Origin of the sequence: Halococcus thailandensis JCM 13552 (assembly GCF_000336715.1) — an archaeon.
In the GTDB taxonomy this organism is placed as follows: Archaea; Halobacteriota; Halobacteria; order Halobacteriales; family Halococcaceae; genus Halococcus; species Halococcus thailandensis.
Genome location: NZ_AOMF01000151.1, coordinates 19,794 through 39,512 on the forward strand (window position 1 = coordinate 19,794; position 19,719 = coordinate 39,512).

22 protein-coding genes are annotated in these 19,719 nt (G+C 67.1%); 13 read left to right on the plus strand and 9 right to left on the minus strand.

Going from position 1 to position 19,719, the window contains the following annotated elements; translation table 11 throughout:
- Positions 1–58: 58 nt before the first annotated feature.
- Positions 59–247, plus strand: a complete 189-nt coding sequence (locus C451_RS09085; protein ID WP_007739920.1) for a DUF7470 family protein — start codon at positions 59–61, stop codon at positions 245–247.
- On the opposite strand, the gene C451_RS09090 is transcribed toward C451_RS09085, so the two are convergent.
- Positions 244–2,220, minus strand: coding sequence for a DUF460 domain-containing protein (locus tag C451_RS09090; protein ID WP_049913057.1), 1,977 nt, complete (start codon positions 2,218–2,220; stop codon positions 244–246). The two genes, C451_RS09085 and C451_RS09090, sit on opposite strands and share 4 nt — an antisense overlap.
- A 125-nt stretch (positions 2,221–2,345) precedes the next feature.
- Between C451_RS09090 and C451_RS24055 the strand changes: the two genes are divergently transcribed.
- The 3 genes from C451_RS24055 to C451_RS09100 all read left to right on the plus strand — a co-directional run bounded on the left by C451_RS24055 (position 2,346) and on the right by C451_RS09100 (position 3,183).
- Positions 2,346–2,468 carry a hypothetical protein gene (locus C451_RS24055; protein WP_275039327.1) on the plus strand — a complete coding sequence of 41 codons (123 nt, stop codon included), beginning with the start codon at positions 2,346–2,348 and terminating at the stop codon, positions 2,466–2,468.
- 128 nt (positions 2,469–2,596) lie between these two features.
- Complete coding sequence (locus C451_RS09095; protein ID WP_007739922.1) at positions 2,597–2,992, plus strand: DUF2178 domain-containing protein; 396 nt, start codon at positions 2,597–2,599, stop codon at positions 2,990–2,992.
- Positions 2,989–3,183, plus strand: coding sequence for a helix-turn-helix transcriptional regulator (locus tag C451_RS09100; protein WP_007739923.1), 195 nt, complete (start codon positions 2,989–2,991; stop codon positions 3,181–3,183). The genes C451_RS09095 and C451_RS09100 overlap by 4 nt, the downstream gene beginning before the upstream one ends.
- On the opposite strand, the gene C451_RS09105 is transcribed toward C451_RS09100, so the two are convergent.
- Positions 3,184–3,861: a carbonic anhydrase gene (locus C451_RS09105; RefSeq protein WP_007739928.1), complete on the minus strand. Its 678-nt coding sequence runs from the start codon at positions 3,859–3,861 to the stop codon at positions 3,184–3,186. It lies immediately after the preceding gene.
- Positions 3,862–3,891: 30 nt separating this feature from the next.
- Entirely contained in the window at positions 3,892–4,809 is a 918-nt protein-coding gene (rnz, locus tag C451_RS09110) for a ribonuclease Z (RefSeq protein WP_007739930.1), read from the minus strand.
- Positions 4,810–5,301: 492 nt separating this feature from the next.
- Between rnz and C451_RS09115 the strand changes: the two genes are divergently transcribed.
- Positions 5,302–5,754, plus strand: a complete 453-nt coding sequence (locus C451_RS09115; RefSeq protein WP_007739931.1) for an SHOCT domain-containing protein — start codon at positions 5,302–5,304, stop codon at positions 5,752–5,754.
- 1 nt (position 5,755) lies between these two features.
- Here the strand turns inward: C451_RS09115 and C451_RS09120 are convergent, their stop codons facing one another.
- Entirely contained in the window at positions 5,756–6,469 is a 714-nt protein-coding gene (locus tag C451_RS09120) for a glycosyltransferase family 2 protein (RefSeq protein WP_007739932.1), read from the minus strand.
- A 122-nt stretch (positions 6,470–6,591) separates the two neighbouring features.
- On the opposite strand from C451_RS09120, the gene C451_RS09125 reads away from it, so the two are divergent.
- Positions 6,592–7,752 carry a glycosyltransferase family 2 protein gene (locus tag C451_RS09125; RefSeq protein ID WP_007739933.1) on the plus strand — a complete coding sequence of 387 codons (1,161 nt, stop codon included), beginning with the start codon at positions 6,592–6,594 and terminating at the stop codon, positions 7,750–7,752.
- A gap of 67 nt (positions 7,753–7,819) precedes the next feature.
- Positions 7,820–9,088: a glycoside hydrolase family 26 protein gene (locus C451_RS09130; RefSeq protein WP_007739934.1), complete on the plus strand. Its 1,269-nt coding sequence runs from the start codon at positions 7,820–7,822 to the stop codon at positions 9,086–9,088.
- On the opposite strand, the gene C451_RS09135 is transcribed toward C451_RS09130, so the two are convergent.
- Positions 9,085–10,050 carry a glycoside hydrolase family 26 protein gene (locus C451_RS09135; RefSeq protein ID WP_007739935.1) on the minus strand — a complete coding sequence of 322 codons (966 nt, stop codon included), beginning with the start codon at positions 10,048–10,050 and terminating at the stop codon, positions 9,085–9,087. The two genes, C451_RS09130 and C451_RS09135, sit on opposite strands and share 4 nt — an antisense overlap.
- An 86-nt stretch (positions 10,051–10,136) precedes the next feature.
- Between C451_RS09135 and C451_RS09140 the strand changes: the two genes are divergently transcribed.
- Together C451_RS09140 and C451_RS09145 are read left to right on the plus strand one after the other, a co-directional pair.
- A complete protein-coding gene (locus tag C451_RS09140; protein ID WP_007739936.1) occupies positions 10,137–11,312 on the plus strand; it encodes a DUF7282 domain-containing protein in 1,176 nt (391 codons plus the stop codon).
- A 45-nt stretch (positions 11,313–11,357) separates the two neighbouring features.
- Complete coding sequence (locus C451_RS09145) at positions 11,358–12,362, plus strand: AAA family ATPase (protein WP_007739938.1); 1,005 nt, start codon at positions 11,358–11,360, stop codon at positions 12,360–12,362.
- On the opposite strand, the gene C451_RS09150 is transcribed toward C451_RS09145, so the two are convergent.
- Positions 12,363–13,328, minus strand: coding sequence for a methyltransferase domain-containing protein (locus C451_RS09150; protein WP_007739940.1), 966 nt, complete (start codon positions 13,326–13,328; stop codon positions 12,363–12,365).
- 123 nt (positions 13,329–13,451) lie between these two features.
- On the opposite strand from C451_RS09150, the gene C451_RS09155 reads away from it, so the two are divergent.
- Positions 13,452–14,021: a TATA-box-binding protein gene (locus tag C451_RS09155; protein ID WP_004054531.1), complete on the plus strand. Its 570-nt coding sequence runs from the start codon at positions 13,452–13,454 to the stop codon at positions 14,019–14,021.
- Here C451_RS09155 and C451_RS22900 read toward each other — a convergent pair whose 3' ends face one another.
- Positions 14,022–14,192 carry a hypothetical protein gene (locus tag C451_RS22900; protein WP_004054532.1) on the minus strand — a complete coding sequence of 57 codons (171 nt, stop codon included), beginning with the start codon at positions 14,190–14,192 and terminating at the stop codon, positions 14,022–14,024.
- Positions 14,193–14,289: 97 nt separating this feature from the next.
- On the opposite strand from C451_RS22900, the gene C451_RS09160 reads away from it, so the two are divergent.
- Positions 14,290–14,664 (plus strand): DUF7473 family protein, encoded by a 375-nt coding sequence (locus C451_RS09160; protein WP_007739947.1) that lies wholly within the window; start codon positions 14,290–14,292, stop codon positions 14,662–14,664.
- On the opposite strand, the gene hisG is transcribed toward C451_RS09160, so the two are convergent.
- Positions 14,661–15,506 (minus strand): ATP phosphoribosyltransferase, encoded by an 846-nt coding sequence (gene hisG / locus C451_RS09165; RefSeq protein ID WP_007739955.1) that lies wholly within the window; start codon positions 15,504–15,506, stop codon positions 14,661–14,663. The two genes, C451_RS09160 and hisG, sit on opposite strands and share 4 nt — an antisense overlap.
- Before the next feature lie 81 nt (positions 15,507–15,587).
- On the opposite strand from hisG, the gene C451_RS09170 reads away from it, so the two are divergent.
- Both C451_RS09170 and C451_RS09175 read left to right on the plus strand, forming a co-directional pair.
- Complete coding sequence (locus tag C451_RS09170) at positions 15,588–16,814, plus strand: FAD-dependent oxidoreductase (protein ID WP_007739956.1); 1,227 nt, start codon at positions 15,588–15,590, stop codon at positions 16,812–16,814.
- Between the two features lie 50 nt (positions 16,815–16,864).
- A complete protein-coding gene (locus tag C451_RS09175) occupies positions 16,865–18,154 on the plus strand; it encodes an amidohydrolase (RefSeq protein ID WP_007739957.1) in 1,290 nt (429 codons plus the stop codon).
- Here the strand turns inward: C451_RS09175 and C451_RS09180 are convergent, their stop codons facing one another.
- Positions 18,155–19,657, minus strand: coding sequence for a PQQ-dependent sugar dehydrogenase (locus C451_RS09180; protein WP_007739958.1), 1,503 nt, complete (start codon positions 19,655–19,657; stop codon positions 18,155–18,157).
- Positions 19,658–19,719 lie beyond the last annotated feature (62 nt).

Genomic DNA, 19,719 nt, shown 5'->3' on the forward strand with positions numbered 1-19,719 from the left:
GCTGATCGACCTCACCGCGATTCATCGTGTTTAACACGCCGACGACGGATGGGGCAGTATGCTCGACAAACTCGGACTCGCCGGCATCGTCGGCGTTCTCTGCTGTCTCGGCGGGTTGGCCGTCATCGCGTACGTCGCGCCGGTCGTCGCCGGCGGGCTGGCACTCGTCCTGATCGGTCTCGTGCTCGTCGTACGTGGCCTCCTCTCCGGAATGCTCTCGGCCTTCGGCATGGACGGAATGATCTAGTCGCTCTCGCCGCGGTCGGCTCGGTGTTCGCTGATGAGCTTGTCGACCATCTCGCCGGTCTGGGACTTCCGGCGCTCGTCTGCACGGTCGCGCCAGCCGTCGATGGCGTCCTCGACGTCGCTCTCGCGCGCGACCGCGAGGTCGTCGAGCTCCTCGATCGTCACCTCGTCGGCGGGTGCAGTCGGGATCTCGTGATCGAACAGGATCTCGCGGGCGACCTCCGAGAGACCACCCGATTTGAGCACGAGGCGGGGCTCGCGTTCGACGAGGGTTTCAGCGGTCGAACGGCCCGCACCGCTCGCATCGCGCAGATAGACGACGTCGCCCGGCGCGAGCTCCCAGCGCTCGTCGGCCGCCTGGAGCGCGCTTGTAGTGAACTTCGCTACCGGTTTGACGGGGACGAGCCCCTGTCGCTTCTCGGCGACGTCGGCGAAGTTCGAGTGGTCGAGCCGCCAGAGCTCTTTCAGCCTGTCGAGCTTCGCCTCGATCTGTTCGGTTTCCTCGCGTTGCTCGTCGAGCTGCCGCTCTAACTGTTCGTTCTCGCGCTTCAGACGATCGACCTCGCGGCGCTCCCTGGCCTCGCGGCGCTCCTCGCGTCTGGCGTCCGTGAGCTCGCGCTCGTACTCGGCGATCGTCTCGTCCTTTTCCTCGATCGTCGCTTCGAGATCGTCGACGTGTGCATCGAGGCGCTCGACACGCGCTTCGAGATCCTTGATGCGCTGTTCCTCGGCGGTGAGTTCGCGTGGTTCGTGGGTCTCCTCGCTCTCCTCGCCACCATCATCGTCGGCGAGATCCTCCAGGACTGCCTCGACCGGTTCCTCGCCGGCGACCACGCGGGCAATGACGGTCCCGGTCTCGATCCGTGGCGGCACCTTCCCTGCGATGCGCTCGAAAGTGTCCTCGTAGTCGTCGAATGCGTGGAAGGCGGCCGCCAGTGCGTCGCGCTCGTGGTCGTTGTCGTACCCCTCCTCGCGGGTGCGGTGTTGTTTCTCGTCGACGGGCAGATCGCGCTCGGGGATCCAGCCCGCCGCCGAGAAGCTCCGGCGGATCTTCTCCACCGTGGAGGGCATCGGCTCGACGTCCGCAGCGACGACCACGGGTCGACCGCGCTCGATGATCCACTCGGTGACGGCGGCCGTATCGGCGGTTCTGGTACTCAGCACGTCCAACACCTGTCCGTCGAGTCCGACGATGGCGACGGCGGTCGTCGTCCCAGGGTCGATGCCGACGAGCACGTGATCGCGGCGCTTGGCGAGCGGGCGGAACTCGATCCCGTCGCGCCTGACGCGCTCGATCTCCACCCTGGTGTCGCCCGAGCGGTTCCGCGAGACGGGGATGTCCGACGGGCGAGCCTCGACGGTGAAGACGGCGTTCGAGTAGCCCCCGTACTTCTCGGTTTCGTCCATCGTGTAGTCGAGTCCCGCCTCGTCGAGCGCGGTGGCGACCTCGCGGGCGCGGCGCTTCACCGAGCCGTGGATCCGGCGCGTGAAGCGGTCCTCCGACCAGCCGCCGCTCCCCGTCGAACGCCCACGCGCGACCTTCACCTCGGTCGTGTCGGTGAACGCCGAGACCTCGTAACCCACGTTGGCGGCGGCGAGGCGGGCGGCGGCCTCGGCCTCCTTCATCGACTTCTTGCCGTAGGGAACCCCGTGACGGTTCGCCACCCGCGAGAGGGGTTCGGGCTGCTCGTCGCCGGTGACCTGGACCAGTTTGGTCTCGTCGGGTAGACTGCCCAGAAAGCGGACGAGGTGGTCCTTGTCTGTCGCGAGCTCGTAGACGTTGTCGGTGGCGAGGATGGCCGGTTCCTCGCGATCGACGAGCCGCTGGAGTTTGCGATGCGAGACGACATCCCGGTCGAAGTTCTCGCCGTCGAACGCCACGACGGCGTAGGAGGGCGCGTCACCGCGGACGTCCCCGCTCTGGACGTCGACGCCGAACACCACCGCATCGAGCGCGCTGATGCGACTGCTCACGCCATGCGTAGGCGGCCTGTCGGCATAAAACCACGGCGGGAACACGAGCACGAACGACCGACAGGACGTGGATGAGCCCGCGGATCGGCTCAACGTTTTAGTCGCAGTGGTGACAACCGCACAATATGGCCATGCCAGTTGGTGTCATCCAGTTGGAGGCGATCGCGGGCGCGAGCACCGCTCTCATCGTCGTTGGTGTTCTCCAGGCCGAGGATCTTTCGGAAGTCGACAGGGAGGCTCGGCGATAGCACGGTTTGTCGGTCCCACCCCAGGTTTCCTTCCCGAACTATCGAATCGGGAGCACGACACGCTCGGATCGCCGAAAGAACTATATCAGTGTGTAAAGTACACTTTACTGTAAAGGGTGCTTTACAGCATGGCAGAAACCGCGTACACCACGAGGACGAACCGGAATCGACTGACCTACATCGGTCTGTGGGCGCTGGCGACCGTCGCATACATCGGGTTGGCAGTGGCGGGCTATCCCGCCGTTGCGGCCGTTGCCTTCTTCCTCTTCGGCGGCGCGACGTTCGCGCTCGGCCGGCCCGCATCGATGTTCGATGAGCGCGACGCGGACATCATCGAGGAAGCGAGCGCGAACACGATACAGGTGATCGGGCTCAGTTCGGCGATCGTCTTCCCGACGGCAGCGATCCTGTCAGGTCTCGGCTATATCGAATTCCCGCTGTGGCTCGCGTTCGCCGGCGTGGTCATCGCACTCATCTACGCGCTCTGGGGCGGGTTCCTCCTGCTCGCGCGCCGTCGTCGATGAACAACGTGCTGCCGGAGTACCGCGAACACCGCGACCTCTCGCAGGGTGCGCTCGCCGAAGGCGTCGACGTCACGCGACAGACGATCAACGCCATCGAGCGCGAGCGCTACGACCCGTCGCTCGAACTCGCCTTCACGCTCGCCGACTTCTTCGACTGCGCCATCGAGGACCTGTTCACACCCAAGCGGTGATCACAGCAGCGAGCGAACGGCGATCTCGTCATCGCTGTCGACCCGCTCGCGGAGCGCCGAAGGATCGGTCTCGCCGTCGGCGGCGACGAGATAGGTGCGGCCCGGTTCGTCGCCGTAGATTTTGTGGAAATCGTAGACGAACCCGAGGACGAGCGTGTCGTCGGGGATTTCGTTGCTCTCGTCGAGGAAAGCGACCTGGTCGCGGACGTTGTACTCGACGAGGCGGTCGATGACGTCCTCGTCGTCCGCGATGCCACTGTCGAGCGCGTCTTCGACGATGGGAACGAGCGGTTCGACGCGCTTTCTGATGCCGGGTTCGTCGGGCAGCGCCCCGTCGGTGGCGGCTCCGTAGGCGGCAGTGACGGCACCGCAGCCGGTGTGGCCGACGACGGCGATCGTTCGCGTATCCGTGTTGGCGACCGGGTAGAGGAGGTTGCCGTCGACGGTCGAGGAATCTTCCGCGTCCCACGCGACGTTGCCGATGTTCGCGGGCGTGAACAGCCATCCCGGCTCTTCGACGCTCCACATGGCCTCCTGTGAGACCCGCGAGTCCGCACAGCACAGCGAGACCACGGGGGGCGACTGGGCGTCGAGCACGTCGTCGAAGTGATCGTCCGAAAGCTGTTCGACGTGGTCGCGGTTGCGGGCCAGCAGTTCGGCGGCTGTCGCACTCGGCATGCCCGAGCCACGGCGCTCGCCGGGAAAACGCTATCCGTCCGGATAGGGAATCTCGATCCCGTCGCCGTCGTCGGGAAGGAAGGCGTCGTCGAAGACCTCGCGTGCCTCGGCCGCGAGTCGGTCGCTCTCGCCGGCGTAGCGCGAGGAGACGTGCGTGAGTGCGAGGCGTTTCGCGTCGGCACGGGTGGCGAGGTCGGCGGCCTGTCGCGCGGTCGAGTGGCCGGTTTTCCCGGCACGTTCCGATCTGTCCTCGCCGAAGGACGCCTCGTGGACCAGCAGGTCGGCGTCGTCGGCAGCCTCGACGGTCGCGCCAGTGGGTCGGGTGTCGCCGGTGTAGACGATCTTCCGCCCGGGCCGCGGCGGTCCCACGACCTGCTCGGGGTCGACGACCGTGCCGTCGTCGAGTTCGACCGCGTTCCCCTCGTGGAGCTCCGAGAACAGCGGGCCTGCCGGAACGCCGAGTTCCTCCGCGCGCTCGCGATCGAATCGTCCCTTCCGATCGTCCTCGACGAGTGCGTACCCGACCGACCGAGTTCGGTGGTCGGTCTCGAAGGCACGCACCTCGTACTCCTCCTCGCGGAGCGCGATCCCGCCCGGCTGTACCTCGTGGACCCGGATGGGATAGCCGGGGCGCGCGCCGGTGACACCGACGAGGTTCTCGACCGCCGACTTGGTTCCGGGGGGCGTGTGGATCGCGAGCGCTTCCTCGCGATCGTTGAAGTCGAGAGTCTGGCAGAGTCCCGGGAGTCCGAGCACGTGATCGCCGTGGAGATGGCTCAGAAAAACGTGTGAGACCGAAAATCCAGTACCGAAGCGCATCATCTGGCGCTGAGTGCCCTCGCCGCAGTCGAAGAGGAGGCGCTCGCCCTCGCGGCGAACCATGAGGGCGCTCGTGTTGCGCCGGGTCGTCGGGACTGCGCCACCCGTCCCGAGAAACGTCACCTGCATACCTCGCCTCGCCGGTCCGCCGGGATAGCCGCTTCGGAACCCCCGCGGATGCGATTGCGGTCGGCGCGCGCTCGCGCTCGTGTGTGAACGAAGTGAGCACCGAGCGCGAACACTGCGCGAGGTCTGCACGAGCACAGCGAGTGCAGGCTCGTCAGAGCTTGGCTCTGACGGTGGATGAGCACCGTAGCGAGCGACGCGAGCAAGGAGCGCAGTCGGTTGGGGAGGCACGTGGGCAGTGGCGGTGCAGTAGTGGAGAACGACTGTCCGCGCGAACGGTGAGGGGTTCGACCGACGGGAGAACCTCGAAAGCGAACGGCGACCGCAGTGAGCCGTGAGCAGTGAGCGCGGTTCACCGCGAGCACCGCAGGCGCGAGCGGCTCTTTTTAGTCCAGGTTTTTGGTCGGGGGTTGAGCGCGCGAGTGAAACGAGCGCGCGATACTCCCGTCTAAAAAAGTGGGGTGGGTTTTTGTTCTCCAGTCGAAACATAGGGGTATGAGTGACGTTCGCGAACGCGCCGCCGAGAACGCGAGTGAGATCGCTTCGATGATCGTACTCGGACTCGGTTTTCTCGCGTTGTTCACTGGCTTCACCGCGATCCCGTTCTGGCTCATCTGGGTCATCGGATTCACCGTGATCGTACCGCTCGTCGAGATTCTCGCTGGCGAGGAGGGCACCGGGAACGACTGGACCGGCGACTGGGCCGACTGGTTCGACTGGTCGGGCCGCCGTGAACACCGACACGGCGATCAGTCCGAGCGGCAAGCAGGCGGCGGAGACGGCACGACCACCGACGCACTCGAAACGCTGCGCGAGCGCTACGCGCGCGGCGATCTCACCGACGAGCAGTTCGAGCGTAAACTCGATACGCTGCTCGAAACCGACAGTCCCGAAAATGCTGCCGACTGGCGGTATCGTGAGCGCGAGCGGATCGAAGAGGAGTCGTAGGCTATCCGGCGACGATCTCGGCGAGCCAACCCGCGCGCTGGGCGATGCGGCGGACGGTTTCGAGGCGCGACTCACCCCGGATCGGCGTGTTGAGCGACTGACGAACCAGCCAGCCGAGCGATTTCCCGTCGAGTCGCCACCAGCGTACGTCCGCCCGGCCGAGCAGATAGGACTTCTCGACGTAGTCGGGCAGCGACTCGACGTACGTGTGCTCGATGAGTAGTTCCGGCACGTACTGGATACGGTAGTCCTGCGCGATGCGCTCGGCGAGTTCCGACTCCTCGTGGCCCCAGCCGAACGTTTCCTCGTCGAACCCACCCACCGATTCGAGGACTTCTTTCCGGATCGCCATGTTGCAGCCCGGCAGCATGTCGGTGGGTGTGGTGTCGTCACCCTGATCGTACCAAGGAAGTTCGAGATCGGTGAAGCGTGCGTCGTCGGGCTGGCGCACGCGCCCGGCGACGGCGGGGTAGGCGTCGAGTGCGACGCTCGCCGTCCGGAGATAGCCCGCGCAGGGAATCGAATCGTCGTCGAGAAAGACGAGTTTGTCGCCACGTGCGCGCTCGATGCCGACGTTGCGCGCGTGGGCTGCCCCCTCGTCGCGGCGGACGAGCAGCTCGTAGTCGTCGAACGGATCGCGTGCGAGTCGCTCGACGGGGTCGATCGTCGCCCCCTCGGGCAGCGTCGTCGGGATGATGACGCTCACCTCGACCATTACTGGCCGGTCGGGAAGCCGCGGGAAAGCCCTTCCGAGTCGCCCCGCCCGACGATGAGAGCTACTGTCGCGGAGAGCACAGTCAGCAACACTTAATGTATCGGCTGGCGTTCATAGTGGCAATGGCCGGACAGGTCGCCCCGGCGGTGCCGATGGTGCTTTCGGCTATCCTGTGGTTCGTCGTTCTCCTCTCGGTCTGTTCCGTGGCGTACTGGACGTATCTGATGATCGTCGGGCGGCGCTACGAGTCGCCGCCGGTCGAACACGATCCGTCGGCGGTCCAGGTGCGACTGTTGAGCGTCGACTCCGCGCGCATCGTCCAGGAGAGCGTCGACGCGATCCCGGATTCGATCACCGATCGCCACGTCATCGCCGAGGAACCGATGGAGATCGCCGGCGCGACCGTCCACGTCGTTCCCGATGCCTTCGAATGCGAGGCGATCCGAAAGGGGCGCGCGCTCGAATGGGCGCGCCGCAACGTCCCCTGCGAGCGCGAGTACGTGCTCTATCTCGACGAGGACAGCATCATGACCGACTTCACGGGGGTGCCCGACGCCGACGTCGTGCAGTATCGCGAACGCCCGCGGCGCAGCGGTTCGTGGCTCACCTATCTCGCCGAGATCTTCCGTCTCGGCTTTCAGGTCGAACAGCGCGCCTTTCCCTCGCTGTCCGTCCCGTTGTACGCGTGGGGCGGGGGCATCGCCATCCGGAACGAGCTCGAAGAACACGTCACGTGGGAGACTTCGACGATGATCGAGGACACTACCTTCGTCTGGAACGCGGCCGCCGAGGAAAGCCTCGATTTCGCGCTCGCAACACCCAAGTTCGATACACAGGCACCGCCGACGATCCGTGCGATGATCAGCCAGCGCAGTCGCTGGCTCGCCGGCTCCCAACAGGAGAGCGGGCTGCTCGCGCCGGCTTATCGCTTTCTCACTACCGTTCGAAACCTCGCGTGGGCGCTCTCGCCGGCGGTCCCCTTCCTCACCCTCGTTCCGCTGTTCGTTCCCGGTACCATCGCGTTCGAGACGGCGTTTCAGATCGTCTCGATAGGTGTGTTCAGTTTCGTGCTCGTCTGGTCGGTGCTCGGCGTGCGCTACTACGACGAGTCGTGGCTCGTCGGGCTGGCGCTGCTCGTCCTCTCGCCGATCGTCAGCCTGCTCCATTCACTCGGTGCGTTCGTCGGGCTCGTCTCGCCGCCGACGGATTTCTCGGTGACGCGGAAGGTGAAACCGGAGCTCGTCGAGCGCACGGAGGCCGAGCGCGAGGCTGAAGGCGACTGAACAGCGTGGGTGACCATCGGTATAACATAATGCTTAACCGAACTGCCGGCGACCGCCAAACCGATAGATGGATCGTCGGACATTCCTCCGGACAGCCGGGCTGGTCGGCATCGCCGGCGCGAGCGGCTGCTCGCTGCCGTTCGACTCCTCGCCGATACCGAACGGAAGCGACGGCAACGGCTCGGGCGGGACGCCCGAACTGACGCCGACGCCCGAGCCGCCGGACACCCGTTCGGGAGCGGCGCTGACGGGTGTCTATGCCGGTGGCGACGAACTCGTGGCGAACCTCGACAGCTACAGCAGCTGGCTCGGCCAGAAGCCGGCGGTCGCGCTCGTCTTCGTCGACGCGTTCGGGTCGACCAGCGCCAAACAGGGGTTCATCGACGGCGCGCTGACGAACGTCTGGAAGGCGGGCCACGTGCCGCTGATCTCGTGGCAGCCGTTCGAACCGCAGAAAAACCAGACCAGCGAGACGATCGAGCGGGAGATCGCGAACGGCGAGTACGACGACCAGATCGACGAGTGGGCCAGCCTGCTCGACAGCTGGGCGCACCCGCGCGGCGACAACACCCGCGGCCGGCGGTTCTACTTCCGGCCAGCCCACGAGATGAACGGCAACTGGTTCCCGTGGAGCGCGCTCGATGCGACCCGTGTCGAGGCGACTGCCGTCCCGGAAACGGACGACGGGGACGGCGAGGACCCGACGGCCGGCATCCCCGACGACTACGTCGGGATGTGGCGGCAGCTCCACAAGCGGTTTGCCGAGACCGAACTCGACGAGTCGAACATCCAGTGGATCTGGTCGCCGAACGCCGACGAGATCGGCGGCATCCGCGCCGAGCGCTACTACCCCGGCGACGACTACGTCGACTGGGTGGGGCTCGACGGGTTCAACTTCGGCGGGAGCCAGCAGTATTCGACCGGGCAGTCGAACTGGCGCTCACCCGCGGAGCTGTTCGATCCGATGTTGAACCGGATGCGCGAACTGACCGACAAGCCGGTGGCGCTCACGGAGTTCGCCTCCTCGTCGATCCCGAGTTCGGGCAACGGCCACGATCCCCAGCAGAAAGCCCAGTGGATCGACGACGCCTTCTCCTACGTCTCGGAGAACGACATCAAGATGACCTGCTGGTTCAACGTCGACAAGACGGGCCAGGACGAGACCGACTGGGCGGTGTTCGGCGGCTCGCGCGGCACCGATCAGGCCAGCGTCGGCGGCGAGCAGTATTCGTCCTACCAGAACTACAAGCAGGCGCTCTCGGCCGACAAGTATCTCGCCGCACTCCCGGACTACCCCCCACTGCTGACCGACGACGAGTTCGCCGGCAAGTTCTAAACGCCGCGGAAGGTCGTATCGTCGATCGGCGGGGCCGTGGGTTCGTGATCGGCAAGCGCCTCGCGATAGGCCGGATAGCACGCGTAGCCGTCGATGGAATCGGTGCCGTTTTTCCCACCGAACACTGCCCAATCGGTCTCCTTGTCCTCGTTGAACCAGCTGTACAGCTGCACGCGCCCGTCGAAATAGTCGATCGCCGCGCGCAGCCAGTCGGCCTTCCGTTCGGGGTCGTGACCGTCGGCCGTCAGCGACGAACAGCCGACCTCGGGAACGCAGAGCGGTTTGTCGAAGCGATCGAGCCGCGTGAGCATGTCGTCGAACACCGCCGCCGGCGCGCGCCAGTCCGCCCACTCCCGACTCCGTCCCCAGTTGAACCCATCCACCCCCACCCAGTCGACGTACTCCTCACCGGGATAACAGGCTTCGGCGGCGTGCTCGCCGACGTCGGCGTGGTTGACACACCAGATCCACTGGCAGTGGTCGGCGTCGATCTCGCTGGCGAGCGCGTCGTGGACGTGTCGCCACATCTCGACGTAGTCGTCGGGCGTCGACTCGCCGACCGTCGGACTCCACGGATACCAGTCGCCGTTCATCTCGTGGGCGAGCCGGAGGTAGAGCCGACGGTCGTCGGCGGTCCCCCACTTCCCGTCGGGGCCGGCCAGCCAGTCGGCCAGCCGGCCCGCCCAGTCGTCGAGATAGGCGTCGAAATCGCCGGCAGCGATCTGACGGGCGATGTCGGATTCAGTTTCGGCGGCGAGAAACGGCTCCCAGGTGAGCAACGGCACGCGCCCGGCGTTCCAGATGCGAGGAAGGAGGCCCTCGAACAGGTGGTCGATCGCGTCGCGTCGCCACGGCGTGAACAGCGTCTGGACGGCGTGGCGCGTCCCGAGCCACCGCTCCATCGCATCGGCGACAGCCGTCCGTTCGGGATCGACGTAAACGCCCGACAGCAGAGGGTTCATCGTCGGTCGCCTCGGCGGAAAATTCGGCATCGGCCACGGGACGGACGCTCGCGGGCCATATCGTCGTGTTTTTATTTGCGGCACGCATGAAGCTGCTGATTACACTCGGCCATCGCGTCGAGGAACAAATGAACACAGCCTATCGGAACAGCGTCCTCGTGGTCGTGCTACTCGCAGCGACGGCACTCGCGCCCGGTATCGCCGTCGGCATCGTCTCTCACCCGGTCGACGGTGACGTCTCCGCACAGCAGAACGCGACCGACGCGAGCGCGAACGCGTCGGTAACGCTGGCGAACCAGACGCGCACCGGACGGTCGGTGTTCGTCGATCGGGCGACGCTCCCCGAGGGCGGGTTCGTCGTGCTGTCGGAGGCCGGCGAGAACGATAGCATCGTCGGCGTGAGTCTGCCGCTTTCGGCCGGCACGCACGAAGGAAAGGTGACGTTGCGCGGCGCTCCCGGGAACGACCTGAACCGGACGCGTCTCGGCACGAACACCACGCTCGTCGCCACGCTCCACCGGGATTCGAACGACAACGGTCGCTTCGACGGGCTGCTCACGTCGGACGCCGACGAACCGTACGGCAATGGCTCCACGCCGGCGCGCGACCGCGCGACCGTCACGGTGGCCGCCAGCGATCGCCCGACGAACGCCTCGGTGACGCTGTCGAATCGGACGTCCGATGGAACGACCGTCACCGTCGATCGGGCGACGCTCCCCGACGGGGGCTACGTCGCCGTTCACGACGGAGGGTACAACGGCTCGAACGCGACCGAAACGCTGCTCGGCGCGACCGGCTATCTCGACGCCGGCAGCTACGAGAACGTCACCGTGGCGGTCGCTGGCGGGAACGACTCCACACCGGTCGACTCCGGGCGCATCAGCGTGGTCATCCACGATGACACCGACGGCGACCGTGCGTTCCAGTACGTGTCGTCGGACGGCGTCGAGGATCAGCCGGCGCGCGCGAACGGATCGCCGGTGGCCGATACGGCATCGCTCACCGTCGAACGCCCATCGACACCCACGCCGACCGTGACGGCAACCAGTTCGCCGACCGAGACGGAGCCGTCCACCACGGCGACGGCGGAGTCCACCGCGACGGAGACGCCCACGGCGACGCCAGCGCAGGAGCCGGCCGACGAGAGTACACCCTACGGCGGCGAGAGCAGCGGTCGTGAGGGGATCCTCGACAACCCGCTCTTCCCGGTCATCATCGGGGTGTTCGCGCTGTTCGCCGTGCTCACGGTCGTCAGGCGGTAGCGCCGTACCGACCGATTCATCTTTCTCGCGGGCGAACCGCCGGCAATGGACGGGCCGCTGTGGACCGACGAACACGCACCGGCGCTCGCGGAGCTCCCCCAGCCGGCCGTTCGCGAGTCGCTCGATCGGGCCGTCGCCGAGCCGCTGAACCTGATCCTGCACGGACCGCCGGGAGCCGGCAAGACGGCCGCCGTACGTGCGCTCGCCGACGAACTCCACACCGATCCCGACAACGATCTCGTCGAACTCAACGTCGCCGACTTCTTCGGACGGACGAAAAAGGAGGTGAGCGAGGACCCGCGGTTCTCGTCGTTCATCACCTCCAAACGCCGGCGTAACTCCTCGAAGGCCGACCTCATCAAACACGTCCTCTCGGAGTCGGCGAGCTACGCACCCGTCTCGGGCGAGTACAAGACGATCCTGCTCGACAACGCCGAGGCCATCCGCGAGGACTTCCAGCAGGCGCTCCGGCGGGTGATGGAACGCCACCACGAGACGACGCAGTTCGTCGTCACGACGCGCCAGCCCTCGAAGCTCATCCCGCCGATCCGCTCGCGCTGTTTCTCGATCGCCGTGCGCGCGCCGACGGCCGACGAGATCGTGAACGTGCTCGAAGGGATCGTCGTCGAGGAGGACGTCGACCACGACGCCGACGGGCTGGAGTACGTCGCGAACTACGCCGACGGCGATCTCCGGCAGGCGATCCTGGGCGCACAGACCACCGCCGAGGACGAGGGCGAGATCACGATGGACGCGGCCTACGAGGCACTCGGGAGCGTCGGCGACGACGATCGCATCGAAGGGATGATCACCGCGGCCGAGGACGGCGAGTTCCAGGACGCCAGAAAGACCCTCGACGACCTGCTCGTCGAGGAGGGGCTGAGCGGCGGGGAGCTGCTCGACGACGTGCTCCGCGTCGCGCGCTCGCGGTCGGTCGGCCCACCGCCGGCCGAACTCCACCGGCTCGCCGGCGAGATCGATATGGAACTCGCCGAGGGGACGAGCGATCGACTCCATCTCTCGCATCTGCTCGCCGAGCTCGGTCGATAATCATCCAAGCACCGCGATGTGGCGAACGAGCGAGCGGTGGACGCGCCGCTCGAAGCTGTCTTCGACGCTCCAGCCCGCAGCGCGCGCCTCGTCGATCCAGGAGCGATCGCCGACGATCACGGCGCGCGGGGCAATTCGCTTCGCCTCGGCGAGTGCACCCGAAACGACCGCATCGAGTTCGCCCTCGATCTTCGACTGACGGCCGTAGGGTGCGTCGAAGACCACGGCGTCGGCCGCGTCGTCGCGGAGGGGGAGGCGCGTCGCATCGGCCCGCGCGGTGGCGAACTCGTGCTCGTCGAGAAAGTGATCGAGGTTCGTCGCTGCGCCGCGCGCCATCTTCGACTGGGCGTCGAACCCCACGACGCGAGCGCCGACGAGCCCCGCCTCGACGAGCACACCGCCAGTACCACACATCGGGTCCACGAGAGTCTCTCCGGGACGTGCGCCGGCGATGTTCGCGAGTGCGCGCGCGAGCAGCGGGCTCATCGATCCCGGCTGGAAGAACGGTTTCTTCGTCGGTGCGCGCGTCCCGAACCCGCGCTCGCTCTCGGCGGCGAGCCAGCCCAGTATACAGGAGTCGTCGGCGAACAGCGCCCGCAGTTCGTGGTCGGGGTCGTCGAGATCGACGGTGTAGCCACGATCGGTGAGTACGCCACCGAGACGGCGTTCGGCGAGCTGGGTGTCGACGTCGGCGGTTCGGCGGACGTCGCGTGCGCGGACCGCGACCGTCCCCTCGCGATCGAGTTCGGCGTCGGCGAGTTCCTCGCGGGCGCTCTCGACGGTGCCGTCGGTACGCGCGAGAACCCGGCTCGCCCGGAGCGTGAACGCGAGGCTGGCGAGACGCTCGGGATCGATCTCGTCGGCGAGCGCGAGACCCGACGCGAGCGACTCGACCTCGCTCGCGGCGCTCGCGGCCTCGCGGACGGCGAAGGGGTCGTCCTCGCCACCGAGTTCGAGGGCGTACACCCCCGTTCGTTCGGGGCTGCGGACATGTCGCTGTCGGTCGCCGCCCGGAACAATCCGTTTCCATACATGTCAATCGAGAGCATCAACCTTTATAAGTCTTAAATACGAGTTTTAAGACGAGTCATGTCTGCCCAGGATCCGAAGGAGACCATCAACATCGAAAACGTCGTCGCGTCGACGGGTATCGGTCAGGAGCTCGATCTCCAGAGCGTGGCGATGGACTTGGAGGGTGCCGACTACGACCCCGAGCAGTTCCCCGGGCTGGTCTACCGCACCCAGGAGCCGAAATCCGCCGCCCTGATCTTCCGCTCGGGCAAGATCGTCTGCACGGGGGCGAAAAGCACCGCCGACGTCCACGAGAGCCTGGAGATCGTCTTCGACAAGCTCCGCGATCTCGAGATCCGCGTGGAGGAAGACCCCGAGATCGTCGTCCAGAACATCGTCACGAGCGCCGATCTCCAGAAGACGCTCAACCTGAACGCGATCGCGATCGGACTGGGCCTCGAGAACATCGAGTACGAACCCGAGCAGTTCCCGGGTCTCGTCTACCGCCTCGACGATCCCGAAGTGGTCGCACTGCTGTTCGGCTCGGGCAAACTCGTCATCACGGGCGGCAAGGAGCCGGCCGACGCCGAACACGCCGTCGACAAGATCACTGACCGTCTCGACGAGCTCGGGCTGCTCGACGGGTAGCTACTCCCGGAACGCCGGATCGATTATCTCGGCGACGGCGACCACGTTCGTCCCGCCACACTCCGGACAGCGCTCGCCGACGACCAGCGATCCACAGTCCGCACAGGCACGGCGCTCGCGGTCGCTGCGCTCGGATTCCGATTCCCGCCTGAGATCGTCGGCCGTCACCATGTGTGAGTGTTTCGCACGCGAGGAGAATACTGTTTCGGCCGAAATCGGACGCGCCGCGAAAGGGCAGACACAAATCGTGCCGGAGTGAACGATCGGTATGACCGCGAGCGTTCTCGCACAGGTCAGCCCGGCGGCGGGCGGCCCGCTCGCCTACGCGGGCACCTTCCTGCTCGCCGCGGGCGTCTACTCGCTGACCGCCCACATCGCCGCACGGAACGTGCTCGGCGACGTGCCGATCAAGCGAGCGCTGCTCGTCGGGCCGGCTCCGGCGGCCATCTCACTGTTGCTCCAGCAGTACGGCCCGCTGGCGTTCGTGCTCGCCATCGCCGTCGACTTCGTGCTGATCCGCTACGTCTATCGGATCAAGGCCCGGACGACGGCGCTGGTCACGTTCATCCACATCGTCGTCAGCATCCTCGTGCTGTTCATCGTGTTGAGCGCCTACCGGCTCGCCGGCACTGCTCCCACCTAGTCGACGAGGCGCTCGATCTCCGTCACCAGCACGCCGCTCGCGCCGAGCGCTTTCGCCTCGTTGATCGTCTCGAAGACGTCACGTTCGTCGACGACCGCGTGGACCGCGACGCTCTCTTCGCCGGCGACGTCCATCACCGTCGGCCCGCCGAGTCCGGGGATCACGTCCCGGATCTCGTCGAGTCGCTCCTCGGGCGCGTTCATCATCACGTAGCGCTTGCCCTCGGCCGAGAGCACCGAGCTGAGCGCCGTCTCGACCTCCTGGAGCTTCGGGTCGTCGGCCGCGTCCCCGCGGGCGAACAGCCGGGCCGAACTCGGGAGGACCTCCTCGATGATGTCGAGCCCGTTGACGCGGAGGGTCGTCCCCGTCGAGGTGATGTCGATGATGGCGTCGGCCATCTCGACGTGAGGCGTGAGCTCGGTCGCGCCCGAGACCTCGACGACGCCGGGGTCGATCCCCCGATCGGCGAAGAACTCGCGGGCGATGTGCGGGAACTCCGTCGCCACGGTCTTGTCGGCGAGATCCGAGACCGATTCCAGGGAGCCGTCCTTGGGCGCGGCGAGCACGAGCCGGCAGCGTCCGAAGCCGAGATCGAGGCGTTCGTCGAGCTCGACGCCGGCCTCGCGGACCTGATCGAGTCCGGTGACGCCCGCGTCGGCCGCGCCGTCGGCGACGTATTCGGGCACGTCCGCGGCACGGACGAACAGGACCGTGACGTCGGGATCCACGGTCGAGGCGTACAGCTGGCGCTCGGCCCCGTTCTCGATGTGGAGGCCGGCGCGTTCGAGCAGACTCACGGTCGGGTCGTGCAGGCGACCCTTGCTGGGCACGGCGAGGCGCATACCGGCCTCGGGTGGTCGGCGATGAACTGCCTTTCGTTACCGGTGCGATAGAGTGATGCGTTCGCTGGCCCGAGAAACGGTGTGAACCGAGCGACCGACGTGCTCGTGATCGGCGGCGGCGCGACCGGAGCCGGCATCGCCCGCGATCTGGCGCTGCGCGGCGTCGACGTCACGCTCTGTGAACGGGGCGGGCTCGCCGCCGGAACGACGGGCCGTTCGCACGGCGTGCTCCACAGCGGGGCGCGCTACGCCGACTTCGATCCTGACGGTGCACGCGAATGCATCGCCGAGAACCGGATTTTGAAGGATATCGCCGGCGCGTGCATCGACGACACGGGCGGGCTGTTCGTCCAGCTCGACGGCGACGATCCGGACTACTTCGACGAGAAGCTCGCCGGCTGTCGCGAGCAGGAGATCGACGCGACGGTGCTGTCGGGCGCAGACGCACGCGACGCAGTACCCGAGCTCTCGGAACGAACCGAGCGCGTCATCCGGGTCCCCGATGGCGTGATCTACCCCTCACGGCTCGTCGCAGCCACGGCCGCGAGCGCCCGCGAACACGGCGCACGGATACTGCCGGATACGCCCGTCACCGATCTGCTGTGCGAGGATGGTGTGGTCGTCGGCGCACGCGTCGACGGTGACGATGGGGAGGAGGAGATCCGTGCCGATCACGTCGTCAACGCGGCCGGTGCGTGGGCCGAGGATCTCGCGGCACAGGCCGGCGTCGAGATGGCGATGCGGCCGACCTCGGGGGTGATGGTCGCCGTCGATCACGCGGGGATCGAGCCGGTGCTCAACCGCTGTCGGCCGCCGAGCGACGGCGACATCGTGGTGCCCCACGGCTCGCAGGCGGTGCTCGGCACGACGAGCGTCGAAGTCGACGATCCCGACGACTACGACACCGACCGCGAGGAGATCGATCGGATGGTGCGCGAGTGCGCCGCGATGGTGCCCGCCCTCGAAGAGGACGAGATCTCGCGGGCATACTGGGGCGTCAGACCGCTGTACGCACCGGACGAGGCCGAACGCGGCGAGTCACGCTCGATCTCGCGCGGGTTCTTCCTGCTCGATCACTCGTGCGACGGCGTCGACGGGTTCACGAGTATCGTCGGCGGGAAACTCACCACCCACCGGCGGATGGCCGAGGCCGTCACGGATCACGTCGCCGACGAGATCGGCGTTTCGAGCACGTGTCGCACGGACGAGGAGCGACTGCCGGGCCACGACGATCCCGAGAAGCTCGACGCGCTCGTCGCCGAGTTCGGTGCGGACTCGCCGGCCGATCGTGACGTCACCGGTGCCTGAGGGGCGGGGACGAACCCGTAGATTCACGCCGCCGGACGTGAAGTCCCTGTATGACGACGCTCGAAATCACCGGCGGGCAGGTTCTCGAACCCGACATGACCGTCGAGCACGGCGACGTGCTCGTCGATCAGGACACGGGGGAAATCTTGGCCGTCGGCGACGTTCCTGCTGGCGACGAGACGCTCGACGCGACCGACGGGCTCGTGATGCCGGGGCTCGTCAACGCTCACACTCATCTCGCGATGGCGCTGCTGCGTGGCTACGCCGACGACAAGCCGCTCGACAGCTGGCTGCGCGAGGACGTCTGGCCGATCGAGGGCGTGCTCGAGCCCGACGACGTCCGCGCAGGGGCCGCGCTCGGCGCGCTCGAAAGCATCGAGGCGGGCACGACGGCGCTCTGCGACATGTACTTCGACGTACCCGCAGTCGTCGATGCCGTCGAGCAGGCTGGCCTGCGCGCACGCGTTGGCCACGGCGTCGTCACCGTCGGGAAGGACCGTGACGAGGCCAGCGCGGACTTCGAGGAGGGGCTCACGGTCGCGCGCGAGCAGGCCGGGGCAGCCGACGGGCGCGTCTCGACGGCGTTCATGCCCCACAGCCTCACGACCGTCGACGGCGCGGAGCTCGACGAGTTCGTCCCGAAAGCCCGCAACGCGGACGTTCCGATCCACATCCACGCGAACGAGACACGCGACGAAGTCACCCCTCTCGTCGACGAACACGGCGAGCGCCCGCTCGAATACGCCGCCGGGCACGGACTGCTTTCACCTACTGACTTCATCGCCCACGGCACCCACCTCGACGCGGCCGAGATCGAGCTGCTCGCCGAAACCGGGACGGGCGTCGTCCACTGTCCGGCTTCAAACATGAAGCTCGCGAGCGGCATCGCGCCCGTCCAGGAACTGCTCGACGCGGACGTGACAGTCGGATTGGGCACCGACGGCGCGGCCTCGAACAACGATCTCGACGTGTTCGGCGAGCTGCGCGACGCGGCGATGGTCGGCAAGCTCGCGGCCGACGACGCGAGCGCCGTCGATGCAGCCGCGGCGGTGGAGATGGCGACGGCGGGCAGCGCCGACGTGCTCGGCTTCGACAGCGGGCGACTCGCCGAAGGGAAAAAAGCCGATATCGCCGTGCTCGATCTCGACAGCGCGCATCTGACGCCCCAGCACGATCTCGTCAGCCATCTCGCCTACGCGGCCTCCGGAGCGGACGTACGCCACACCGTCTGTGACGGCGACGTGCTGATGCGCGATCGCGAGGTACTCACGCTCGACGCCGAACAGGTACGGGAAGAAGCCGAGTCGCGCGCTACGGCCGCCGTCGAGCGTGCGCGCTGATCAGCGATCGAGCACTCGTGCGCCGACGGCCGCCAGCCCCGCGAGCGCCGCGAACACGCCGAATCCCGGCCCGTCCGTACTGCTCGTGCCCGTCGCATTCGTTCGATTCCCCTCACTCGTCGTCGCGGCCCCGTTCCTGGCGTTCGCCGCGGAAACGAGCCGGTGGACGCCGCCGCCGAGATCGCCGCCCGCAGTCAGCGCGTAGAGCTCGCCGTCACCGTCGCGACCGATGGCGATGAGATGGGCGTTCAGCTCGCCGTTGTTCGCCCCGGCGATGCGGAGCTTCTCGAACGACCGTAGCCCGTCCTGGCTCGGATCGGCGACGAACAGCGATCCCTGGGGCTTGCCGGCGCGGATGCTGTAATCACCGAAGACGTACTGGCCGTCGAGCGCATCGACGTCGCCTTTCGAGATGTAGCCACCGATGACCGAGCTGCCGATCGGCTCGTCGTTGCGGGTGTGCGGATATTCGATGATCGGGCCGACGAGCCGTTCGCCGCCGCGGACGTCTCCCGGCGTCTCGGTCGGACAGGAGTCGATGTCGCCGTTCGGGCTGAAACAGTGGGTGCCCTCGCGGACGTTCCAGCCGTAGTTCTCGCCTTTCTCGACGATATTGACCTCCTCGTAGCGATCCTGGCCGACGTCGGCCACGTAGAGATCGCCGTCGGAAAAGCCCATCCGCCACGGGTTGCGCAGCCCCCACGCGAAGTGTTCGTCCAGACCTTCTTCGCCGACGAGCGGGTTGTCGTCGGGGATGCCGTAGGGTTTGTCGCCCGTTCGGCTATCGACGTCGATGCGCAGCATGCTGCCGAGGAAGTTCTCCGTCACGTCCTGCCCGTTGCCGCCGTCGAGCGCGCCGTACCAGTCCTGAACGTGGCCGGTGCCGGCGTCGTGGGCCGCGCCGCCGTCGCCGAAGGAGACGTAGAGATAGCCGTCGGGACCGAACGTGACCGCACCGGCGTTGTGGTTGCTCTGAGGTTCGGGCACTTCGAGCAGCCGGCGCTCGGTGCCGGGGCGGCCGCTGCTCAGGTCGTCGGTGGCCTGAAACTCCGACAGCACCGCCGTGTGCGAGTAGGGGTCCGGCGTGGCGTCGGTCGGCGGCGCGCTGTATCGCAGGTAGAACGTCCCGTTCTTCTGGAAGTTCGGATGGAAGGCGAGTCCGAGCAGCCCCTGTTCGCCCTCGACGGGCGTCGTGCGGTCGCTAATGTCGAGAAAGGGGTTTCCCTGCGCGTTCGACTCGACCGTATACATCTGACCGGTGCGTTCGAGGACGAATCGCCGATCGCCGCCCGGTTCGGGAGCGAAGTCGATCGGTTGCTCGAAGCCGCCGGCGACGGTGTCGAGGCCGATCGTCGGGCCGCGCGGGACGGGAGGGGTCTGCTGTGGCTGGGGCGTCGCGCGCGCGTTGCCGCCCGCGACGAACGGGACGGCCGCGGCACCCGCGAGTCCCAGAAATCGACGGCGTGGAACGGGGCGGTCGGTCGGGTCGGCTGTGTCGTCCATCGTTGCTGTCGTCGGATGAGAACGCCCGGGTGGCTAAAGTCCTGCCGACAGACCGCGGGCTG